The following is a 15171-nucleotide window of genomic DNA, read 5'->3' on the forward strand; positions in this document are numbered from 1 at the left end:
GCCAACTCGCCCCGGGCCGCAGCGCCCCCGCACCCGGCCCGCCTAGGGTCGTAGCGTCGAGAGGAGCGCCCATGCAGGTCCTGAACTCCCTGCGGACCGACGCCCGCCTGCGCATGTTCCAGGCGATGACCTGGGCCGCCGCCCAGCGGGGGGACCACGCCTCCCGCCTGATGCACCACCCCTGGCGCGCGAACCCCTACCCCACCCACCGGCGCCTGCGGGCCCAGGGGGCCCTCGTCCGCAGCCGGTTCGGGTTCCGCACCGCCACCTCCCACGCCCTCGTCCAGGGCATCCTGCGCGACCGCTCCCTGGGCGTGCGCCCGGAGGGCCCCATGGCCGAACCGACCGGCGTGGACCTGATCGACCTCTCCTTCCTCACCCGCAACCCGCCCGAGCACACCCGGCTGCGGGCCCTGGCCCGGCCCGCGTTCACGCCGCGCATGATGGAGCGGTACGCCGTCGAGATCGAGAAGATCACCCACGACCTGCTGGACCGGGCCCTGGCCAAGGGGAGCTTCGACCTCATGGCCGACTTCGCCCAGCCGCTGCCCATCGCGGTCATCACCCGGCTGCTGGGCGTGCCCGACGACGACCACGCCGCGTTCGTGGAGATCGGCGCGGCCATCGGGTCGTCCCTGGACGGGCCCCGCTCCGCCCGCCACCTGCGCCGCATCCAGGACGCCTCGGACCGCCTGGACACCCTGTTCGACCACCTGATGCGGCTGCGCCGGGCCGACCCGCGCGAGGACGTCGTCTCCTCCCTGACCGCCGCCACCGACGCCGGGGAGATCACCCCCCGGGAGATGGCCGCGATGTGCCGGCTGCTGCTCGTCGCCGGGTTCGAGACCACCGTCAACCTCATCGGCAACGGCACGGCCGCCCTGCTGCGCCACCGCGACCAGTGGGACCGGCTCACCGCCGACCCCGGCCTGGCCGGGAACGCCGTCGAGGAGGTCCTGCGCTACGACCCGCCGGTGCAGATGACGTCCCGCTGGGTGAACCGGGACACGTCCATAATGGGACACGAGCTGCGCCGGGGGAGCTACATCCTGTGCTCCATCGGGGCCGCGGGCCGCGATCCCGACCGCTTCACCGACCCCGACCGGTTCGACATCACCCGTACCGACGCATCCGACCACCTCGCCTTCTCCGGCGGCATCCACTACTGCCTGGGGGCGCCGCTGGCACGGCTGGAAGGGCGCATCGCCCTGCACGCCCTGGCCACCAGGGCACCGCACCTGCGCCCCGCCGGCCGGCCCGTCCACCGGCCCACCACGACCCTGCGCGGCCTGGCCGCCTTCCCCGTCACCACGGGAGAGGGGTGAGGGGTGACCGGGCACCGCACCACCGGGCACGGCAGGCCCGCGCCCGTCAACGGAAAGGGGGTGCTGTTGACCGCCGCCGCCCTGTGCGCCGTCGTCCTCACGGTCACCGGCGTCCTCGTCGCCGTCCTGCCCGAACCGGAGCAGGAGGGCCACCTGCTACCCGGGCTCGCCCGCGCCCGGGGCATCGACCTGGGCGTCGCGGTGGCCGTCGACCCCCTCGCCCACGACCGCCGCTACCGGGGCATCGTCGAGGACCACTACACCTCGGTCACCGCCGAGAACACCATGAAGTGGGAGCACGTCCAGCCCGAACGGGGCGAGTTCGACTGGAGCGGCCCCGACGCCGTCGTCGACTTCGCCGCCGAGAACGGCCTCAACGTGCGCGGCCACACCATGCTCTGGCACAACCAGCAGCCCGACTGGCTCGCCGGCGGCGACTGGGACGCCGAGAGCCTGAGCGCGGTCGTCCACGAGCACGTCACCACCGTCATGGAGCGCTACCGCGGCCGCGTCTCCGCCTGGGACGTCATCAACGAGCCCCTGGAGGACGGCGGCCCGGACATGCGCCGCAACCTCTGGTACGAGGTCCTGGGCCCCGACTACATCGCCCAGACCCTCTACAGCGCCCACGCCGCCGACCCCGACGCCGAGCTCTACATCAACGAGTTCGGCATCGAGACCGCCGGCCCCAAGGCCGACGCCCTCTACGCCCTGGTGTCGGACCTGGTCGAGCGTGGGGTCCCGCTGCACGGCATCGGCTTCCAGTCCCACTTCGTGCACGGCGACGTGTCCGAGGACCTCGCCGACCAGATGCGCCGCTACACCGACCTGGGCCTGGAGGTCGCCGTCACCGAACTGGACGTGCGCATCCCCGAGCCCGTCACCGACGAGGACCTGCGGGAGCAGCGCGGCGAGTACCGCGACGTCCTGGCCGCCTGCCTGGAGGTCGAGGGCTGCGTCAACGTGACCGTCTGGGGCGTCACCGACGCCCACTCCTGGATCCCCGAATGGTTCCCCGGCACCGACGCCGCCCTGCCCTTCGACACCGCCTACCGGCCCAAGCCCGCCCTGTCGGGCATGGTCGACGCCCTCTCCCGGCGCGGCGGCCGCCGGCCGGCACCGGCCGGGAACCCCGGTCGGCGCACCCGCCCCACCCGCTAGGCTGCGGCACCATGACCGTCCGTGTGCCCGCCCGCGTCGCCGCCGCCCTCACCCGCTTCTGCGGGCCCGACTGGGTGGCCGACCTGCCCCGCCGGGCCTCCGAGCGCCTGGACGCCTGGGGCCTCGCCCCCGCCGGCGACCCCCTGCACGGCGCCGTCTCCCTGGTCCTGCCCGTCACCACCGCCGACGGCCGCCCAGCCATGCTCAAGATCCAGCCCGTCGACGCCGAGACCCGCGGCGAACCCGACGCGCTGCGCGCCTGGGACGGCGACGGCTGCGTCCGCCTCCTCGACCACGACCCCGGTAGCGGCGACCTGCTCCTGGAGGCCCTGGACCCCGGCCGCGACCTGGACTCCACCATCGACGCCCACGGGATCGACCGGGCCCTGGAGACCATCGCCGGACTGCTCACCACCCTCAACGCCCGCCCCGGGCCGCCCGGCCTGCGCCGCCTGGGCCCCATGACCGAACGCCTCGTCGCCCGCGCCCGCCGCCTGCGGGCCGCCGCCGACCCGCCCGGCGACCTGGACGCCGCCCTGGACCGGTGGGCGGGTGTGGCCGCCGCCGTCGCCCCCGAGGCCGGGGACCGCCTGCTGCACTGGGACCTGCACTACCAGAACGTCCTGGCCCCGCTCCCGGGCACCGGCCGCGGCCCCTGGCTGGCCATCGACCCCAAGCCCCTGGCCGGCGACCCGGGCTACGAGCTGCTGCCCGCCCTGTGGAACCGCTTCCCGTCCGGCCCCGGGACCGAGCGCCTGCTGCGCCGCCGCTTCGACCTGCTCACCGACGCCACCGGCGCCGACCGGGAGCGGGCCCGCGCCTGGACCCTGGTCCGCGTCCTGGAGAACACCGTCTGGTCCCTGGAGGAGGGCGACACCGCCCGCCCCGCGCAGATGCTCGCCCTGGCCCGCGCCCTGGGGTCCTGACCCCGCCACGCGGCGGGCACCACCCCGCCGCACGCCGCTACCGCCCCGCCCGGCGGCGTCCGCACAATGGGGTCCCGCGCACCGACACCGACGGGAGACCTCCGTTGACCACACCTCCTCCACCGCCCTTCGACCCCGAGCTCTCCGCCGCCCTGGCCCTGATCGGCGACCAGATCACCCCCTCCATCACCCCCGACCTCATCGACGCCGTCCGGACCGCCCGCGCCGGCCTGCCGGTCGAGGGCGACTTCGCCCACGGCGGCGACTTCACCGAGCACGCCCTCACCTTCCCGGGCCGCGACGGCGCCGACGTCCCCCTGCTGCTGTGGCGTCCCACCTGGACCACCGCCCCCACCGGGCTGCTGTACTGGATCCACGGCGGCGGCATGATCCTGGGCACCCACCGCGGCCCCGAGATCCCCGACCTGCTCGCCACCGCCCGCGAACTGGGCCTGGCGGTGGCCTCCGTCGGCTACCGGCTCGCCCCCGAGCACCCCCACCCCACCCCCGTGGAGGACTGCTACGCCGGGCTGGCCCACCTCACCGCCGACGCCGCCGCCCACGGCCTGGACACCGCCCGGGTCGTGGTGGGCGGGGCCAGCGCCGGCGGCGGCCTGGCCGCCGCCACCGCCCTGCTGGCCCGCGACCGCGGCGGCCCCGCCCTGGCCGCGCAGCTGCTGATCTACCCGATGCTCGACGATCGCAACGACAGCGTCTCCGCCCACCAGATGGCGGGCCTGGGCGTGTGGGACCGCACCTCCAACGACACCGGCTGGAACGCCCTACTGGGCGGGACCGCGGGCGGGCCCGACACCTCCCCCTACGCCGCCCCCGCCCGCGCCGCCGACCTGTCGGGGCTGCCCCCGGCGTTCCTGGACGTGGGCTCGGCCGAGACCTTCCGCGACGAGGTCGTCGACTACGCCGCCCGCATCTGGCGGGCGGGCGGCGTCGCCGAGCTCCACGTGTGGCCCGGCGCCTTCCACGGCTTCGACTCCTTCGCCCCGCACGCCGCCCTGTCCCGCCAGGCCACGGCCGCGCGCCTTCCCTGGCTGCGCCGCACCCTCGGCGTGTGAGGCAGGGCACACTGGTTCCATGAGGGAACTGCTGGGCCGCATCAGCGCACTGGACCCCCAGGCCGGGGACGCCGTCAAGGTCATCGCCTACTTCGACCGGCTGCACGGCACCGGCCTGGAATCCCTGGTGCGCGGTGCGGCCGCCCTGGCCGGGCACCCCGCCGCGCTCACGGACCCGGCCCGCGCCCTGTCCCTGCGCGCCCTGCCCGACGGCCGCCTCACCCGCGCCCCGCAGCCGCCCCCGGACCCGTCCTGGCCGACCGCCACCGCGGGGACCGCCCTGCTGTGGCTGGAGGTCCCCGGCCCCGCCGGACCGGTCCTGGACATGGTGCTGGAGCGGGCCGCGGTCGCCGTCCTGGACCACTTGGACCGCTCCCCGGCCCCCGCCCTCCCCCTGGCGGCGGTGCTCACCGACCCCGCCCGCGGCGAGGACGAGCGCCTGGCCGCGGCCCGCCGCGCGGGGATCGGGCCCGCCGCCCGCCGCGCGGTCCTGGCCCCTCACCGGGGCCCGGTGCGCCTGCTCGCCCCCGGCGAGGACCCCGGCACCGCCCGCGCCGGGCTGGGCCCGGCCGTACCGGTCGCCGACCTGCCCGCGTCCCTGGCCGACGCGCGCCGCGCCCTGCGCTTCACCGCCGCCGGGTCGGGCGCCGACCCCGGCCCCCGCCTCGTCCGTGCCGAACACCTGGGCGCCCTGCTGCCCCTGGCCGACACCGTCGCCCCCGGCGACGCGCCCCCGCCCGACGTGACCGCCCTGGAGCGGCTGGCCCGCACCTCCACCGCCCTGATCGCCCTGGCCGACGCGCTGGCGACCGCGTCCAGCGTGCGCGCGGCCGCCACGGCGCTGGGCGTGCACCACTCCACCGCCCAGCAGGGCCTGGAACGGCTGGAACGCCTCCTGGGCTGGAGCGTGCGCACCGTCCCGGGGAGGCTGCGCCTCCAGGTGGCCCTACACGTGCGCCGCCTCCACCTGCCCGACTGACCCCCGCACGCCCCGGCGGTGGTCGGTCGGCGACACCCCGCGCACCCGCTTGAACGCGGCGCTGAACGCGAACGCGTCCGCGTAGCCCACCCTGCGGGCGATCGCCCCCACCGTCTCGGCGGTGTCGCGCAGCAGGTCCGCGGCCAGGGTCATCCGCCACTCGGCCAGGTACGCCATCGGCGGCACCCCCACCAGCGCCGTGAAGTCCCGGGCCAGCGTCGCCCGCGACACCCCGCACACCTCGGCCAGCCCCGCCACCGTCCACGCCGCGTCGGGCCGGTTGTGCACCGCCCGCAGCGCCGCCCCCACCACCGGGTCGGCCAGCGCCGTGTACCAGGCGGGCGGGTCGGCCTCGGGCCGGTCGAACCAGGTCCGCAGGGTCGAGACCAGCGCCAGGTCCAGCAGCCGGTCCAGCACCACCTGCTGGCCCGGCACCTGGCAGTCCACCTCGTTGAGGATCATCTGCGTGAGCGGGTCGTGGCAGGCGTCGGCGGGCACCACCAGCACCTCCGGCAGCGCCGACAGCAGCCGCCGCCCCACCTCCCCGGTGACGTCGTAGCCGCCGCTGAGCAGCAGGTCGGGGGCGTCGAACGACCGGCCGTAGGTGCGCACCCCCAGCACGACGTCCTCGTTGAGGGGCTCGCCGTCCGGCCCCAGGCAGACCTGTTCCGACAGGACGGTGCAGGTGGTGGCGGCGTCGGCCGGGTGGGCGACGGTGTGGGCGCCGGGCCCGCGCAGCACCGCGATGTCACCAGCCTCCAACGGCAGGGGGTCGCCCCGCCCGGGAGCGACCCAGGCCCGGCCCCGCACCATCGTGACCAGCGACAGGGGCAGGGCGTGGTCGAAGCGCACCGACCAGGGCGGCTCCATCAGGGAACGGCTGAACAGGGCCCCGCGGGCCCGGACCCCGTCCAGAAGATCGGAGAGTGCGTCCATACCGTAGACGATCGCACATGCGGACGAGACTCACGACCATGGTTCGTCTCAACCGGGGGTGATGGACTTCCCCCATGACGAACACCGACCCCATCCTGGTCATCGGCGGCACCGGCACCACCGGTCGCCGCGTCGCCCGCCTGCTCGCCGAGCGGGGCCGCGCCGTGCGCGTCGCCTCGCGCAGCGCGGCCCACCGCTTCGACTGGACCGACCCCGCCACCTGGGACGCCGCCCTGGACGGGGTGCGCACCGCCTACGTCGTCCCCAACGACACCGAACCGCACACCCCCGAGCTCGTCGCCGCCGCCCGGGACCGCGGCCTGGAGCGCATGGTCCTGCTCTCGGCCCGCGGCTCCGACGACCCCGGCTACTACGCCGACCGCCGCAACACCGACAACGGCCACCTCCAGGGCGAGCAGGCCCTGGCCGGCAGCGGCCTGGAATGGACCGTGCTGCGCCCCACCTGGTTCGCCCAGAACTTCACCGAGGGGTTCTTCTCGCCCCTGGTCGAGGCGGGGAACCTGCGCCTGCCCACCGGGGAGGGCGCGTGCCCGTTCGTCGACGCCGACGACATCGCCGAGGTCGCCGTCGCCGCCCTCACCGGCGACGGGCACCAGGGCCGCACCTACGAGCTGACCGGGCCGCGCCCCCTGACCCTGCACGAGGTCGCCCGGGTGTTCACCGCCGCGACCGGCCGCACGGTGGTCCACACCCCCGTCACCCCCGACGCCTTCATCGCCGAGCAGACCGGGGCCGGCGTCCCCGCGGACCTGGCCGAGGTGCTGGCCGACCTCATGGGACCGCTGGCCCGCGGGCGCGAGGCCCACCTGTCCACCGGGGTGGAGGACGTCCTGGGCCGCCCGCCCCGCTCCCTGGAGGACACCCTCAGTCGGCGAGGGTGATCCCCAGCGCTCCCAGCAGCAGGCGCGCCTGCGCGGGGCCGATCATCGCCCCGCGCAGGTACTGCGCCTGCTCCACCGTGAACTCGCCCAGGTCGGCGCCGCGCAGGTCCGCGCCCGCCAGCCTCGCCCCGACCAGCGAGGCCCCGCGCAGCCGCGAGTCCACCCACACCGTCTCGCGCAGGTCCGCCGCCGACAGGTCCGCCTCGTCCAGGCGCAGCCCCTCCAGCACCCGGCCCCGCAGGTCGATGCCCTTGCACCGGGCCAGCATCAGGTTGCAGTGGTCGAACGCGTACCCCACCCCGCGCAGCGACGTCAGCCCCGCCCCCGTCATCCGGCACCCCGAGAACACCGCGTCGGTCAGCAGCGCCCCCTGCCACCGGGTGTTGGCCAGGTCCACCCGCTCGAACCGCGCCTCGGTGCACTCGGCCCCGCCGAACACCGCCCCCGCGGCCCCGCCGCCGACGAACCGGGCCCCCTCCAGCTCCGCGCCGTCCAGGCGCGCCCCGTCCAGCCGGCAGTCCCGCACCACCGCCTCGGCCAGGTCCACCCCGCGCAGGTCCGCCCCCGACAGGTCGCACCCCACCAGCTCCCGGGGAGCACCCCCCGCGCTCCCCCACTCCTCCCGCAGATCGGCCCCCGCCAGATCCGCGCCCTGCAACGACTCCCGAGAAACATCCGTGCCCATGGGCGCGCACCCTACCGTGCGCCGCCGACAGCGCGCCGCCGGAACCGCTCAGTCGCGCAGCTTCAGCGCCAGGAACAGGTCCACCCGGTGCTCCAGGTTGCTCAGGTCCCGGCCGGTCAGCTCCTCCACCCGGCCGATCCGGTACCGCAGCGTGTTCACGTGCACGTGCATCGCCGCCGCGCACCGCTGCCAGGACCCCGAGTGCTCCAGGAACCGCTCCAGCGTCTCCACCAGCTCCGACCGGTGGTCCCGGTCGTAGGCCACCAGCGGGCCCAGCAGCCGCTCCCGGTAGGAGCTCTGCACCTCCTCCGGCACCGACGCCAGCAGCAGCTCGTGGGAGTCGATCTCCGCCCCCGCGATCACCCGCCACCGGCCGCCCCGCAGCTCCGCCAGCCGCCGCGCGTGCCGGGCCTCCACCGCCGCGCCCCGCAGCTCCGGGACCCCGCGCGCCGCCGAGGACGACCCCAGCGCCAACCGGTGGTCCAGCAGGCCGCCCTCCAGCACCCGGGCCCCGGCCACCAGCACCGTGCGCACCCGCTCGGCCGCCTCCCGGGGGCCGCCGCCCGCGGGCACCGGGACCAGCGCCAGCGTGTCGCCGTCCCCGTCCCCGGTGACCACCGCGCCGGGCAGGTCGGCCACCAGCTCGGCCACCACGTGCCGGGTCAGCTCGCCCGCCCGCGGCGCGGGCAGCATCACGGCGCTGACCACCACGTGGTCCTCGCCCCCGCCCTGCGGAGTACCCCGCAGCAGCGCCGCCACCTCGTCGAACCGCTGCGCCGCCAGGAGCCGGGCCACCCCCTCCAGGTGCCGGGCCTCGGTGCTCCACCGGTCCTCCACCCGCCCCCGGGCCAGCACCGCCACCGACCCCAGCTCCGCGACCGTCTCGCGCTCCTCCTCCGACCACACCGCCTCGTCGCCGGCGCACACCAGCAGCCACCGCGACAGCGGATGCGACCGCGACGTGGCCACCTCCCGCACCGTCACGACCGCCTCCCCGGCCCCCGGCACCCGCGTGGTGTGCGGCAGCAGCGGCCACGCCAGGGCCCGGGCCGCCAGCCACTCCCGCTCGGCCGCGCCCAGCCCCGCGCCGTCGCCGGCCACCAGCCGGCCCGTCGGCGAGACCACCCACGCGCGCACCCCGACCTGCGCCGACGCCCGCGCGAACACCTCCGCGAAATCCGCGCCGGCGGCCACCTCCGCCACCGCCTGGCGCAACCGGTCCCGGTGCCGCGCCAGCCCCGCGAACCGGCGCCGGGTGTGCGAGCCCAGCACCTCCTCCGTCACCGCGCCGAACGACGTCTCCGGCGGAACCTCCACCAGCGGCATCCCCCGCCGCAGGCACGCCTGCACCAGGTCCTCGGGCACCGAGCCCAGCGCCGTCCCCGCCCCGATCGCCACCGCGCCGGCCGACTCCACCGACGCCACGAACCGGTCCGAGTCCCCGGGCCCCTCACGCCACATCATCCCCGTGAGCACCAGCTCGCCCCCGCGCAGATACCGCGCGGGCTCCAACAGGTCGGTGGTGTAGGCCCACCCCACCTCGCGGTCGGCCTCCTCCGCCCCCGCCAGGAAGCGCAGGTGCAGCCGCTCGACCGCGATCAAATCGCCAAGACGCATGAACGTCCCTCTTGAGTCCGTGTGTCGATGATGGTCCCCGAGACCTTACGGGAGTTCAGTGGTGGGGAAGTACGAACCCTCCCACGGGCACCACTTGGAGGAAACGACCAACGATAACCGTTCGTTCCGCCATCACTTCATGTCATCGCCGCCTGGAAGCGACGACACCGGAGTGCTGTACTTCACACAACCCACCGGTCAAGTCAACGCGAGGACCTTCACACATGCGATTCCTGAGCCCCTCCACCCTGCAGGAGGCGCTTGAGGCCAAGGCCGAGCACCCCGACGCCGTCCCGATCACCGGCGGCACCGACGTCATGGTCGAACTCAACTTCGACAAGCGCAGGCCCGACATCCTGCTCGACCTGACCCGCGTCGCCGAACTCTCCCGCTGGGAGACCGCCGGCGACGGCCACACGCGCCTGGGCGCCGCCGTCCCCTACAGCCGCATCATCGCCGAACTGCCCGCCCTGGCACCGGGGCTGGCCAAGGCCTCCCGCACGGTCGCCTCACCGCAGATCCGCAACCGCGGCACCGTCGGCGGCAACCTCGGCGGCGCCTCCCCCGCCGGGGACGCCCTCCCGCCGCTGCTGGCCGCCGACGCCACCGTCGAACTCGCCTCCACCCGGGGCACCCGCCGTGTCAGGGCCCGCGACTTCTTCCTCTCGTTCCGCACCACCGCGCGCCGGGACGACGAACTGATCACCGCGATCCTGCTGCCCGCGCCCGCCGGGCCCCAGCACTTCGCCAAGATCGGCACCCGCAACGCCATGGTCATCGCCGTCACCTCCTTCGCCCTGGCCCTGGACACCGGCGCACGCACCGTCGGCACCGGCATCGGCTCCGCCGGCCCCACCCCGCTGCGCGCCGAGGCCGCCGAGGACTTCCTCGCCCAGGAGATCGACTGGGACTCCCCCGGGCCCCTGCCCGAGGCCACCGTCCGCCGCTTCGGCGAACTCGTCGCCGCCGCCGCACGCCCCATCGACGACCAGCGCGGCAGCGCCGCCTACCGGCGCCACGCCCTGTCCGTCATGGCCCGCCGCACCCTGACCTGGTCCATCACCGACTACCGCAAGGAAGCCGCCGCATGCGCGTGAACATCAACGTCAACGGCCAGGACGTCACCGCCGACGACGTCTGGCCCGGAGAGAGCCTCCTGTACGTCCTGCGCGAGCGCCTGGGACTGCCCGGCAGCAAGAACGCCTGCGAACAGGGCGAATGCGGCTCCTGCACCGTCTACCTCGACGACGTCACCGTCTGCTCGTGCATGGTCGCCGCAGGCCAGGCCGAAGGCCGCCGCGTCCGCACCGTCGAAGGCCTCGCCGACGGCGCCGGCAAGGGCGGCGACCGCCCCCTGAACACCGTGCAGCAGGCCTTCCTGGACGCCGGAGCCGTCCAGTGCGGCTTCTGCACCCCCGGCCTGCTCGTCCAGACCGACGACCTGCTCAACCGCACCGTCGACGCCGGCCGGCCCGCGCCCACCGACCCCGAGATCCGCGAAGCCCTCGCCGGCAACCTCTGCCGCTGCACCGGCTACGAGAAGATCCTCGACGCCGTCCACCTGGCCGCCGCACGCCGCGCCGGCACCGACACCGCCGGGAGCACCGCATGACCGACCACCGCTCCCTCGTCATCGAAGGCGCCCACATCGCCACCGTCGACGGCGCCGAACACCCCGACGGGCACATCATCGCCCGCGACGGCCTCATCACCGCCGTCGGCGACGGCCCCGCGCCCGCCCACCTGGTACCCGACGACGCCACCCGCGTCGACGGCCGCGGCCACCTGGCCACCCCCGGCCTCGTCAACACCCATAACCACCTCTACCAGTGGGCCACCCAGGGCCTGTTCACCGACGGCACCCTCTTCGAATGGCTCGTCGGCTCCTACGAGATCTGGCACCGCCTCGACGCCCGGGTCGTCGCCGACACCACCACCGCCGGACTCGCCCACCTGGCCCTGTCCGGCTGCACCACCGCCTCCGACCACCACTACATCCACCCCGCGGGCCGCGGCGACATCGTCGACGCCCAGGTGCGGGCCGCCCTCGACGTGGGCGTGCGCCTGGACCTGGCCCGCGGCTCCATGGACCGCGGCCACAGCCAGGGCGGCCTGCCCCCGGACAGCGTCGTGGAGACCCTCGACGACGCCCTCCAGGGCACCGCCGACGCCATCGACGCCCACCACGACCCCTCGCCCGGGTCCATGACCCGCATCGCGGTCGCCCCCTGCTCGCCCTTCTCCGTCAGCCGCGACCTCATGGTCCAGGCCGCCCACCTGGCCCGCGACAAGGGCGTCCGCCTGCACACCCACCTCGCCGAGACCCTCGACGAGGAAGAGCAGTGCCGGGCCGAATTCGGCTGCACACCCGTCGAGTACGCCGAGAAGCTCGGCTGGCTCGGCCCCGACGTCTGGTTCGCCCACGCCGTCCACCTCTCCGACGACGCCATCGCCCGCATCGCCGCCACCGGCACCGGCGTCGCCCACTGCCCCACCTCCAACGCCCGGCTGGGCGCCGGCATCTGCCGCACCACCGAACTCCTCGCCGCCGGGGTCCCCGTCGGCCTGGGTGTGGACGGCCCCGCCTCCAGCGAACTCACCCCCCTGGCCGGGGAGATGCACCAGGCCCTGCTCATGGCCCGCGCCCGCAAGGGCCCCCAGGCCCTCTCCGCCCGCCAGGCCCTGCACATGGCCACCCTCGGCGGCGCCCGCGTCCTGGGCCGCGACGCCGAACTCGGCTCCCTGACCGTCGGCAAACTCGCCGACATCGCCCTGTGGCGCGTCGACGGCTTCGGCTACGACGTCATCGAGGACCCCGTCGTCGCCGCCGTCTTCGGCCCCACCCCGCCGCTGGCCCACCTGTGGGTCGGCGCCCTCCCCGTCGTCTCCGGCGGGGAACTCACCACCGTCACCCGCGAGGCCGCCGCCGCCCGCGGCCGCAACGCCCACGCGCGACTCACCCAGGAGGCGAACCGCTGATGCCGGCGACCACCGTCACCGATCTCACCAGCACCACCAGGGACGGCATCGGCGCCAGCCCGCCGCGCCCCGACGGCACCCTCAAGGTCACCGGGGAATTCGCCTACTCCTCCGACATGTGGATGGAGGACATGCTCTGGGGCGCCACCCTGCGCAGCCCCCACCCCCACGCCGAGATCCTCTCCATCGACATCACCGAGGCCCTCAAGGTCCCCGGCGTCGAGGCCGTCCTCACCCACGAGGACGTCCCCGGCACCAAGCGCTACGGCCTCGAATTCGAGGACCAGCCCGTCCTGGCCTACGGCAAGGTCCGCTACAAGGGCGAACCCGTCGCCATCGTCGCCGCCGACCACCCCGAGACGGCCCGCCGCGCCATGGAGCGCATCCGCGTCGACTACCGGGTCCTGGAACCCGTCACCGACCCGCGCCGCGCCGCCATGGACCCCCACTGCCCCCTGGTCCACGAACCCGGCACCGTCCCCGACCACCCCGAGTACAACCAGCGCGGCAACCGCCTGCGCCACCAGCCCATCCGCACCGGCGACTTCGCCCAGGGCGACCCCGACACCGCCCTGGAGGCCCTGCGCGCCCGCGCCGACGTCGTCGTCGCCGACGAGTACGAGGTCGGCATGCAGGACCAGGCCTTCCTCGGCCCCGAGTCCGGCATGGCCGTCCCCGCCGAGGACGGCGGCGTCGACCTCTACGTCGCCACCCAGTGGATCCACGTCGACCAGCGCCAGATCGCCCCCGCCCTCGCCCTGCCCCAGGACAAGGTCCGCATCACCCTGGCCGGCGTCGGCGGCGCCTTCGGCGCCCGCGAGGACCTGTCCATGCAGATCCACGCCTGCATGCTCGCCCTGCACACCGGCAAGCCCGTCAAGATCGTCTACAACCGCGAGGAGTCCTTCTACGGGCACGTCCACCGCCACCCCGCCAAGATGCGCTACGAGCACGGCGCCCTGGCCGACGGCACCCTGCTCTACGCCACCGCCGAGGTCATCGTCGACGGCGGGGCCTACGCCTCCGCCACCCCGGCCGTCGTCGGCGTCGCCTCCTCCCTGGGCCTGGGCCCCTACGAGATCCCCCACGCCCGCGTCGACGCCTACGGCGTCTACACCAACAACCCGCCCTGCGGCGCCATGCGCGGCTTCGGCGCCGTCCAGGCCTGCTTCGCCTACGAGTCCCAGATGGACCGCCTCGCCCAGGCCCTGGGCATGCACCCGGTCGACCTGCGCATCAAGAACTCCATGAGCCAGGGCTCGCGCATCATCACCGGCCAAGAGGTCGACATGCCCCTGCCCATGGCCGAGATGCTCGCCCGCGCCAAGGACCTGCCCCTGCCGCCCGCGCGCGACGCCCTGCCCGACCCCGCCGACCTGCGCACCCTGCCCGGCGGCGTCGCCGGCACCACCCACGGCGAAGGCGTCGTCCGCGGCATCGGCTACGGCGTCGGCCTCAAGAACCTCTGCTTCTCCGAGGGCTTCGACGACTACTCCACCGCACGCGTGCGCCTGGAGGTCGTCAACGGCGAACCCGTCGCCCTCGTCCACACCGCCGCCGCCGAGGTCGGCCAGGGCCTGGTCACGATCAAGGGCCAGATCGCCCGCACCGAACTGGGTGTGGAGAAGGTCGTCATCGCCCCCTCCGACACCGGCGTCGGCTCCGCCGGATCCTCCTCCGCCTCCCGCCAGACCTACATGACCGGCGGCGCCGTGCGCACCGCCTGCCTGGCCGTACGCGAGGAGCTCTACACCCTGGCCCGCGAACGCGGCCACATCCCGGCGGCCCTGGACGACGAGGACCTGTCCCTCACCGGCGGCAAGGTCGTCTCCCGCACCCTGGGAGCCCTGGTCTCGCTCACCGACCTGCTCGGCGACGGCACCGTCGTGGAGCAGACCCGCGAGTACCACCACCGGCCCACCGAGATGCTCGACCCCACCCTGGGGCAGGGCTCCTCCCACACCCAGTTCGGCATGTGCGTCCACCGCGCCGTCGTCGACGTCGACGTCGAACTCGGCCTGGTCAAGGTCATCGCCCTGGACGCCGTCCAGGACGTCGGCAAGATCATGCACCCGCTCCAGCTCATCGGCCAGATCCAGGGCGGCTCCACCCAGGGCCTGGGCCTGGCCCTCATGGAGGAGGTCCAGGTCGGCGACGGCCAGATCCGCAACCCGTCCTTCACCGACTACCTCATCCCCACCATCCTCGACACCCCGCCCATGCGCATCGAGGTCCTCGAACACCCCGACCCGCACTCGCCCTACGGCGTCCGCGGCGCCGGGGAACCGCCCACCCTGTCCTCCACGCCCGCCATCGTGGCCGCCGTCCGCGACGCCACCGGCAAGGCCCTGACCCACGCCCCCGTGCGGCCCGAGGACATCGTCGGCATCCCCCTGTAAGACCACCGGCGGTGCGGCGGCCACCCCGCCGCACCGCCCGACCTCCCTCACCCACCCGGTGAGCGGCCCACCGGCGCACGCGCCCATCCGCGCACGCGCGCGCCACCGCCCTGGGCACGGGGCGACGACGCCCCCGCACGCCCACGGACGATCACTCTGTGTGATCATCCACTCTCAACAGGCGACCGA

The 15171-nt window shown here is 75.1% G+C and carries 13 protein-coding genes; 10 read left to right on the forward strand and 3 right to left on the reverse strand.

What is annotated here, in order from left to right; translation table 11 throughout:
- The first annotated feature begins 71 nt into the window (after window positions 1–71).
- From ACFVNO_RS24250 to ACFVNO_RS24270, 5 genes are all read left to right on the forward strand, one after another.
- Window positions 72–1325, forward strand: coding sequence for a cytochrome P450 (locus ACFVNO_RS24250; protein WP_355264427.1), 1254 nt, complete (start codon window positions 72–74; stop codon window positions 1323–1325).
- Between the two features lie 3 nt (window positions 1326–1328).
- The gene (locus ACFVNO_RS24255; protein ID WP_355264424.1) at window positions 1329–2486 is read left to right on the forward strand and encodes an endo-1,4-beta-xylanase; all 1158 of its coding nucleotides are present in this window, start codon (window positions 1329–1331) and stop codon (window positions 2484–2486) included.
- An 11-nt stretch (window positions 2487–2497) separates the two neighbouring features.
- Window positions 2498–3412 carry an aminoglycoside phosphotransferase family protein gene (locus ACFVNO_RS24260; RefSeq protein WP_355264422.1) on the forward strand — a complete coding sequence of 305 codons (915 nt, stop codon included), beginning with the start codon at window positions 2498–2500 and terminating at the stop codon, window positions 3410–3412.
- A 104-nt stretch (window positions 3413–3516) separates the two neighbouring features.
- Entirely contained in the window at window positions 3517–4485 is a 969-nt protein-coding gene (locus ACFVNO_RS24265; protein ID WP_355264419.1) for an alpha/beta hydrolase fold domain-containing protein, read from the forward strand.
- A gap of 19 nt (window positions 4486–4504) precedes the next feature.
- Window positions 4505–5464 carry a helix-turn-helix domain-containing protein gene (locus ACFVNO_RS24270; RefSeq protein WP_378895915.1) on the forward strand — a complete coding sequence of 320 codons (960 nt, stop codon included), beginning with the start codon at window positions 4505–4507 and terminating at the stop codon, window positions 5462–5464.
- Here the strand turns inward: ACFVNO_RS24270 and ACFVNO_RS24275 are convergent.
- On the reverse strand, window positions 5432–6400 hold the full coding sequence (locus ACFVNO_RS24275; RefSeq protein ID WP_378895917.1) for an AraC family transcriptional regulator: 969 nt from the start codon (window positions 6398–6400) through the stop codon (window positions 5432–5434). The two genes, ACFVNO_RS24270 and ACFVNO_RS24275, sit on opposite strands and share 33 nt — an antisense overlap.
- A gap of 74 nt (window positions 6401–6474) precedes the next feature.
- On the opposite strand from ACFVNO_RS24275, the gene ACFVNO_RS24280 reads away from it, so the two are divergent.
- Window positions 6475–7302, forward strand: coding sequence for an SDR family oxidoreductase (locus ACFVNO_RS24280; RefSeq protein WP_378895919.1), 828 nt, complete (start codon window positions 6475–6477; stop codon window positions 7300–7302).
- On the opposite strand, the gene ACFVNO_RS24285 is transcribed toward ACFVNO_RS24280, so the two are convergent.
- A complete protein-coding gene (locus ACFVNO_RS24285) occupies window positions 7286–7987 on the reverse strand; it encodes a pentapeptide repeat-containing protein (protein WP_355264407.1) in 702 nt (233 codons plus the stop codon). The two genes, ACFVNO_RS24280 and ACFVNO_RS24285, sit on opposite strands and share 17 nt — an antisense overlap.
- Window positions 7988–8035: 48 nt before the next feature.
- Window positions 8036–9604, reverse strand: coding sequence for a PucR family transcriptional regulator (locus ACFVNO_RS24290; RefSeq protein ID WP_378895921.1), 1569 nt, complete (start codon window positions 9602–9604; stop codon window positions 8036–8038).
- Between the two features lie 224 nt (window positions 9605–9828).
- Between ACFVNO_RS24290 and ACFVNO_RS24295 the strand changes: the two genes are divergently transcribed.
- From ACFVNO_RS24295 to pucD, 4 genes are read left to right on the forward strand one after another with little or no spacing between them, the layout of a single operon-like run.
- Complete coding sequence (locus tag ACFVNO_RS24295; RefSeq protein ID WP_355264401.1) at window positions 9829–10701, forward strand: xanthine dehydrogenase family protein subunit M; 873 nt, start codon at window positions 9829–9831, stop codon at window positions 10699–10701.
- Window positions 10692–11216, forward strand: a complete 525-nt coding sequence (locus ACFVNO_RS24300) for a (2Fe-2S)-binding protein (RefSeq protein ID WP_220561337.1) — start codon at window positions 10692–10694, stop codon at window positions 11214–11216. The genes ACFVNO_RS24295 and ACFVNO_RS24300 overlap by 10 nt, the downstream gene beginning before the upstream one ends.
- On the forward strand, window positions 11213–12583 hold the full coding sequence (locus ACFVNO_RS24305) for an 8-oxoguanine deaminase (protein WP_378895924.1): 1371 nt from the start codon (window positions 11213–11215) through the stop codon (window positions 12581–12583). Before ACFVNO_RS24300 ends, ACFVNO_RS24305 begins: the two co-directional genes overlap by 4 nt.
- Window positions 12583–14982: a xanthine dehydrogenase subunit D gene (gene pucD, locus ACFVNO_RS24310; protein ID WP_355264395.1), complete on the forward strand. Its 2400-nt coding sequence runs from the start codon at window positions 12583–12585 to the stop codon at window positions 14980–14982. The genes ACFVNO_RS24305 and pucD overlap by 1 nt, the downstream gene beginning before the upstream one ends.
- Window positions 14983–15171: the final 189 nt, after the last annotated feature.

It is taken from the genome of Nocardiopsis sp. NPDC057823, from assembly GCF_042797335.1.
Taxonomy (GTDB): Bacteria; Actinomycetota; Actinomycetes; order Streptosporangiales; family Streptosporangiaceae; genus Nocardiopsis; species Nocardiopsis changdeensis.

Bases quoted from the DNA above. Each gene is read 5' to 3' on its own strand.
- ACFVNO_RS24250 (WP_355264427.1), top strand. From the start codon at position 72: ATGCAGGTCCTGAACTCCCTGCGGACCGACGCCCGCCTGCGCATGTTC.
- ACFVNO_RS24260 (WP_355264422.1), top strand. From the start codon at position 2,498: ATGACCGTCCGTGTGCCCGCCCGCGTCGCCGCCGCCCTCACCCGCTTC.
- ACFVNO_RS24270 (WP_378895915.1), top strand. From the start codon at position 4,505: ATGAGGGAACTGCTGGGCCGCATCAGCGCACTGGACCCCCAGGCCGGG.
- ACFVNO_RS24275 (WP_378895917.1), bottom strand. From the start codon at position 6,400: ATGGACGCACTCTCCGATCTTCTGGACGGGGTCCGGGCCCGCGGGGCC.
- ACFVNO_RS24280 (WP_378895919.1), top strand. From the start codon at position 6,475: ATGACGAACACCGACCCCATCCTGGTCATCGGCGGCACCGGCACCACC.
- ACFVNO_RS24285 (WP_355264407.1), bottom strand. From the start codon at position 7,987: ATGGGCACGGATGTTTCTCGGGAGTCGTTGCAGGGCGCGGATCTGGCG.
- ACFVNO_RS24290 (WP_378895921.1), bottom strand. From the start codon at position 9,604: ATGCGTCTTGGCGATTTGATCGCGGTCGAGCGGCTGCACCTGCGCTTC.
- ACFVNO_RS24295 (WP_355264401.1), top strand. From the start codon at position 9,829: ATGCGATTCCTGAGCCCCTCCACCCTGCAGGAGGCGCTTGAGGCCAAG.
- ACFVNO_RS24300 (WP_220561337.1), top strand. From the start codon at position 10,692: ATGCGCGTGAACATCAACGTCAACGGCCAGGACGTCACCGCCGACGAC.
- ACFVNO_RS24305 (WP_378895924.1), top strand. From the start codon at position 11,213: ATGACCGACCACCGCTCCCTCGTCATCGAAGGCGCCCACATCGCCACC.
- pucD (WP_355264395.1), top strand. From the start codon at position 12,583: ATGCCGGCGACCACCGTCACCGATCTCACCAGCACCACCAGGGACGGC.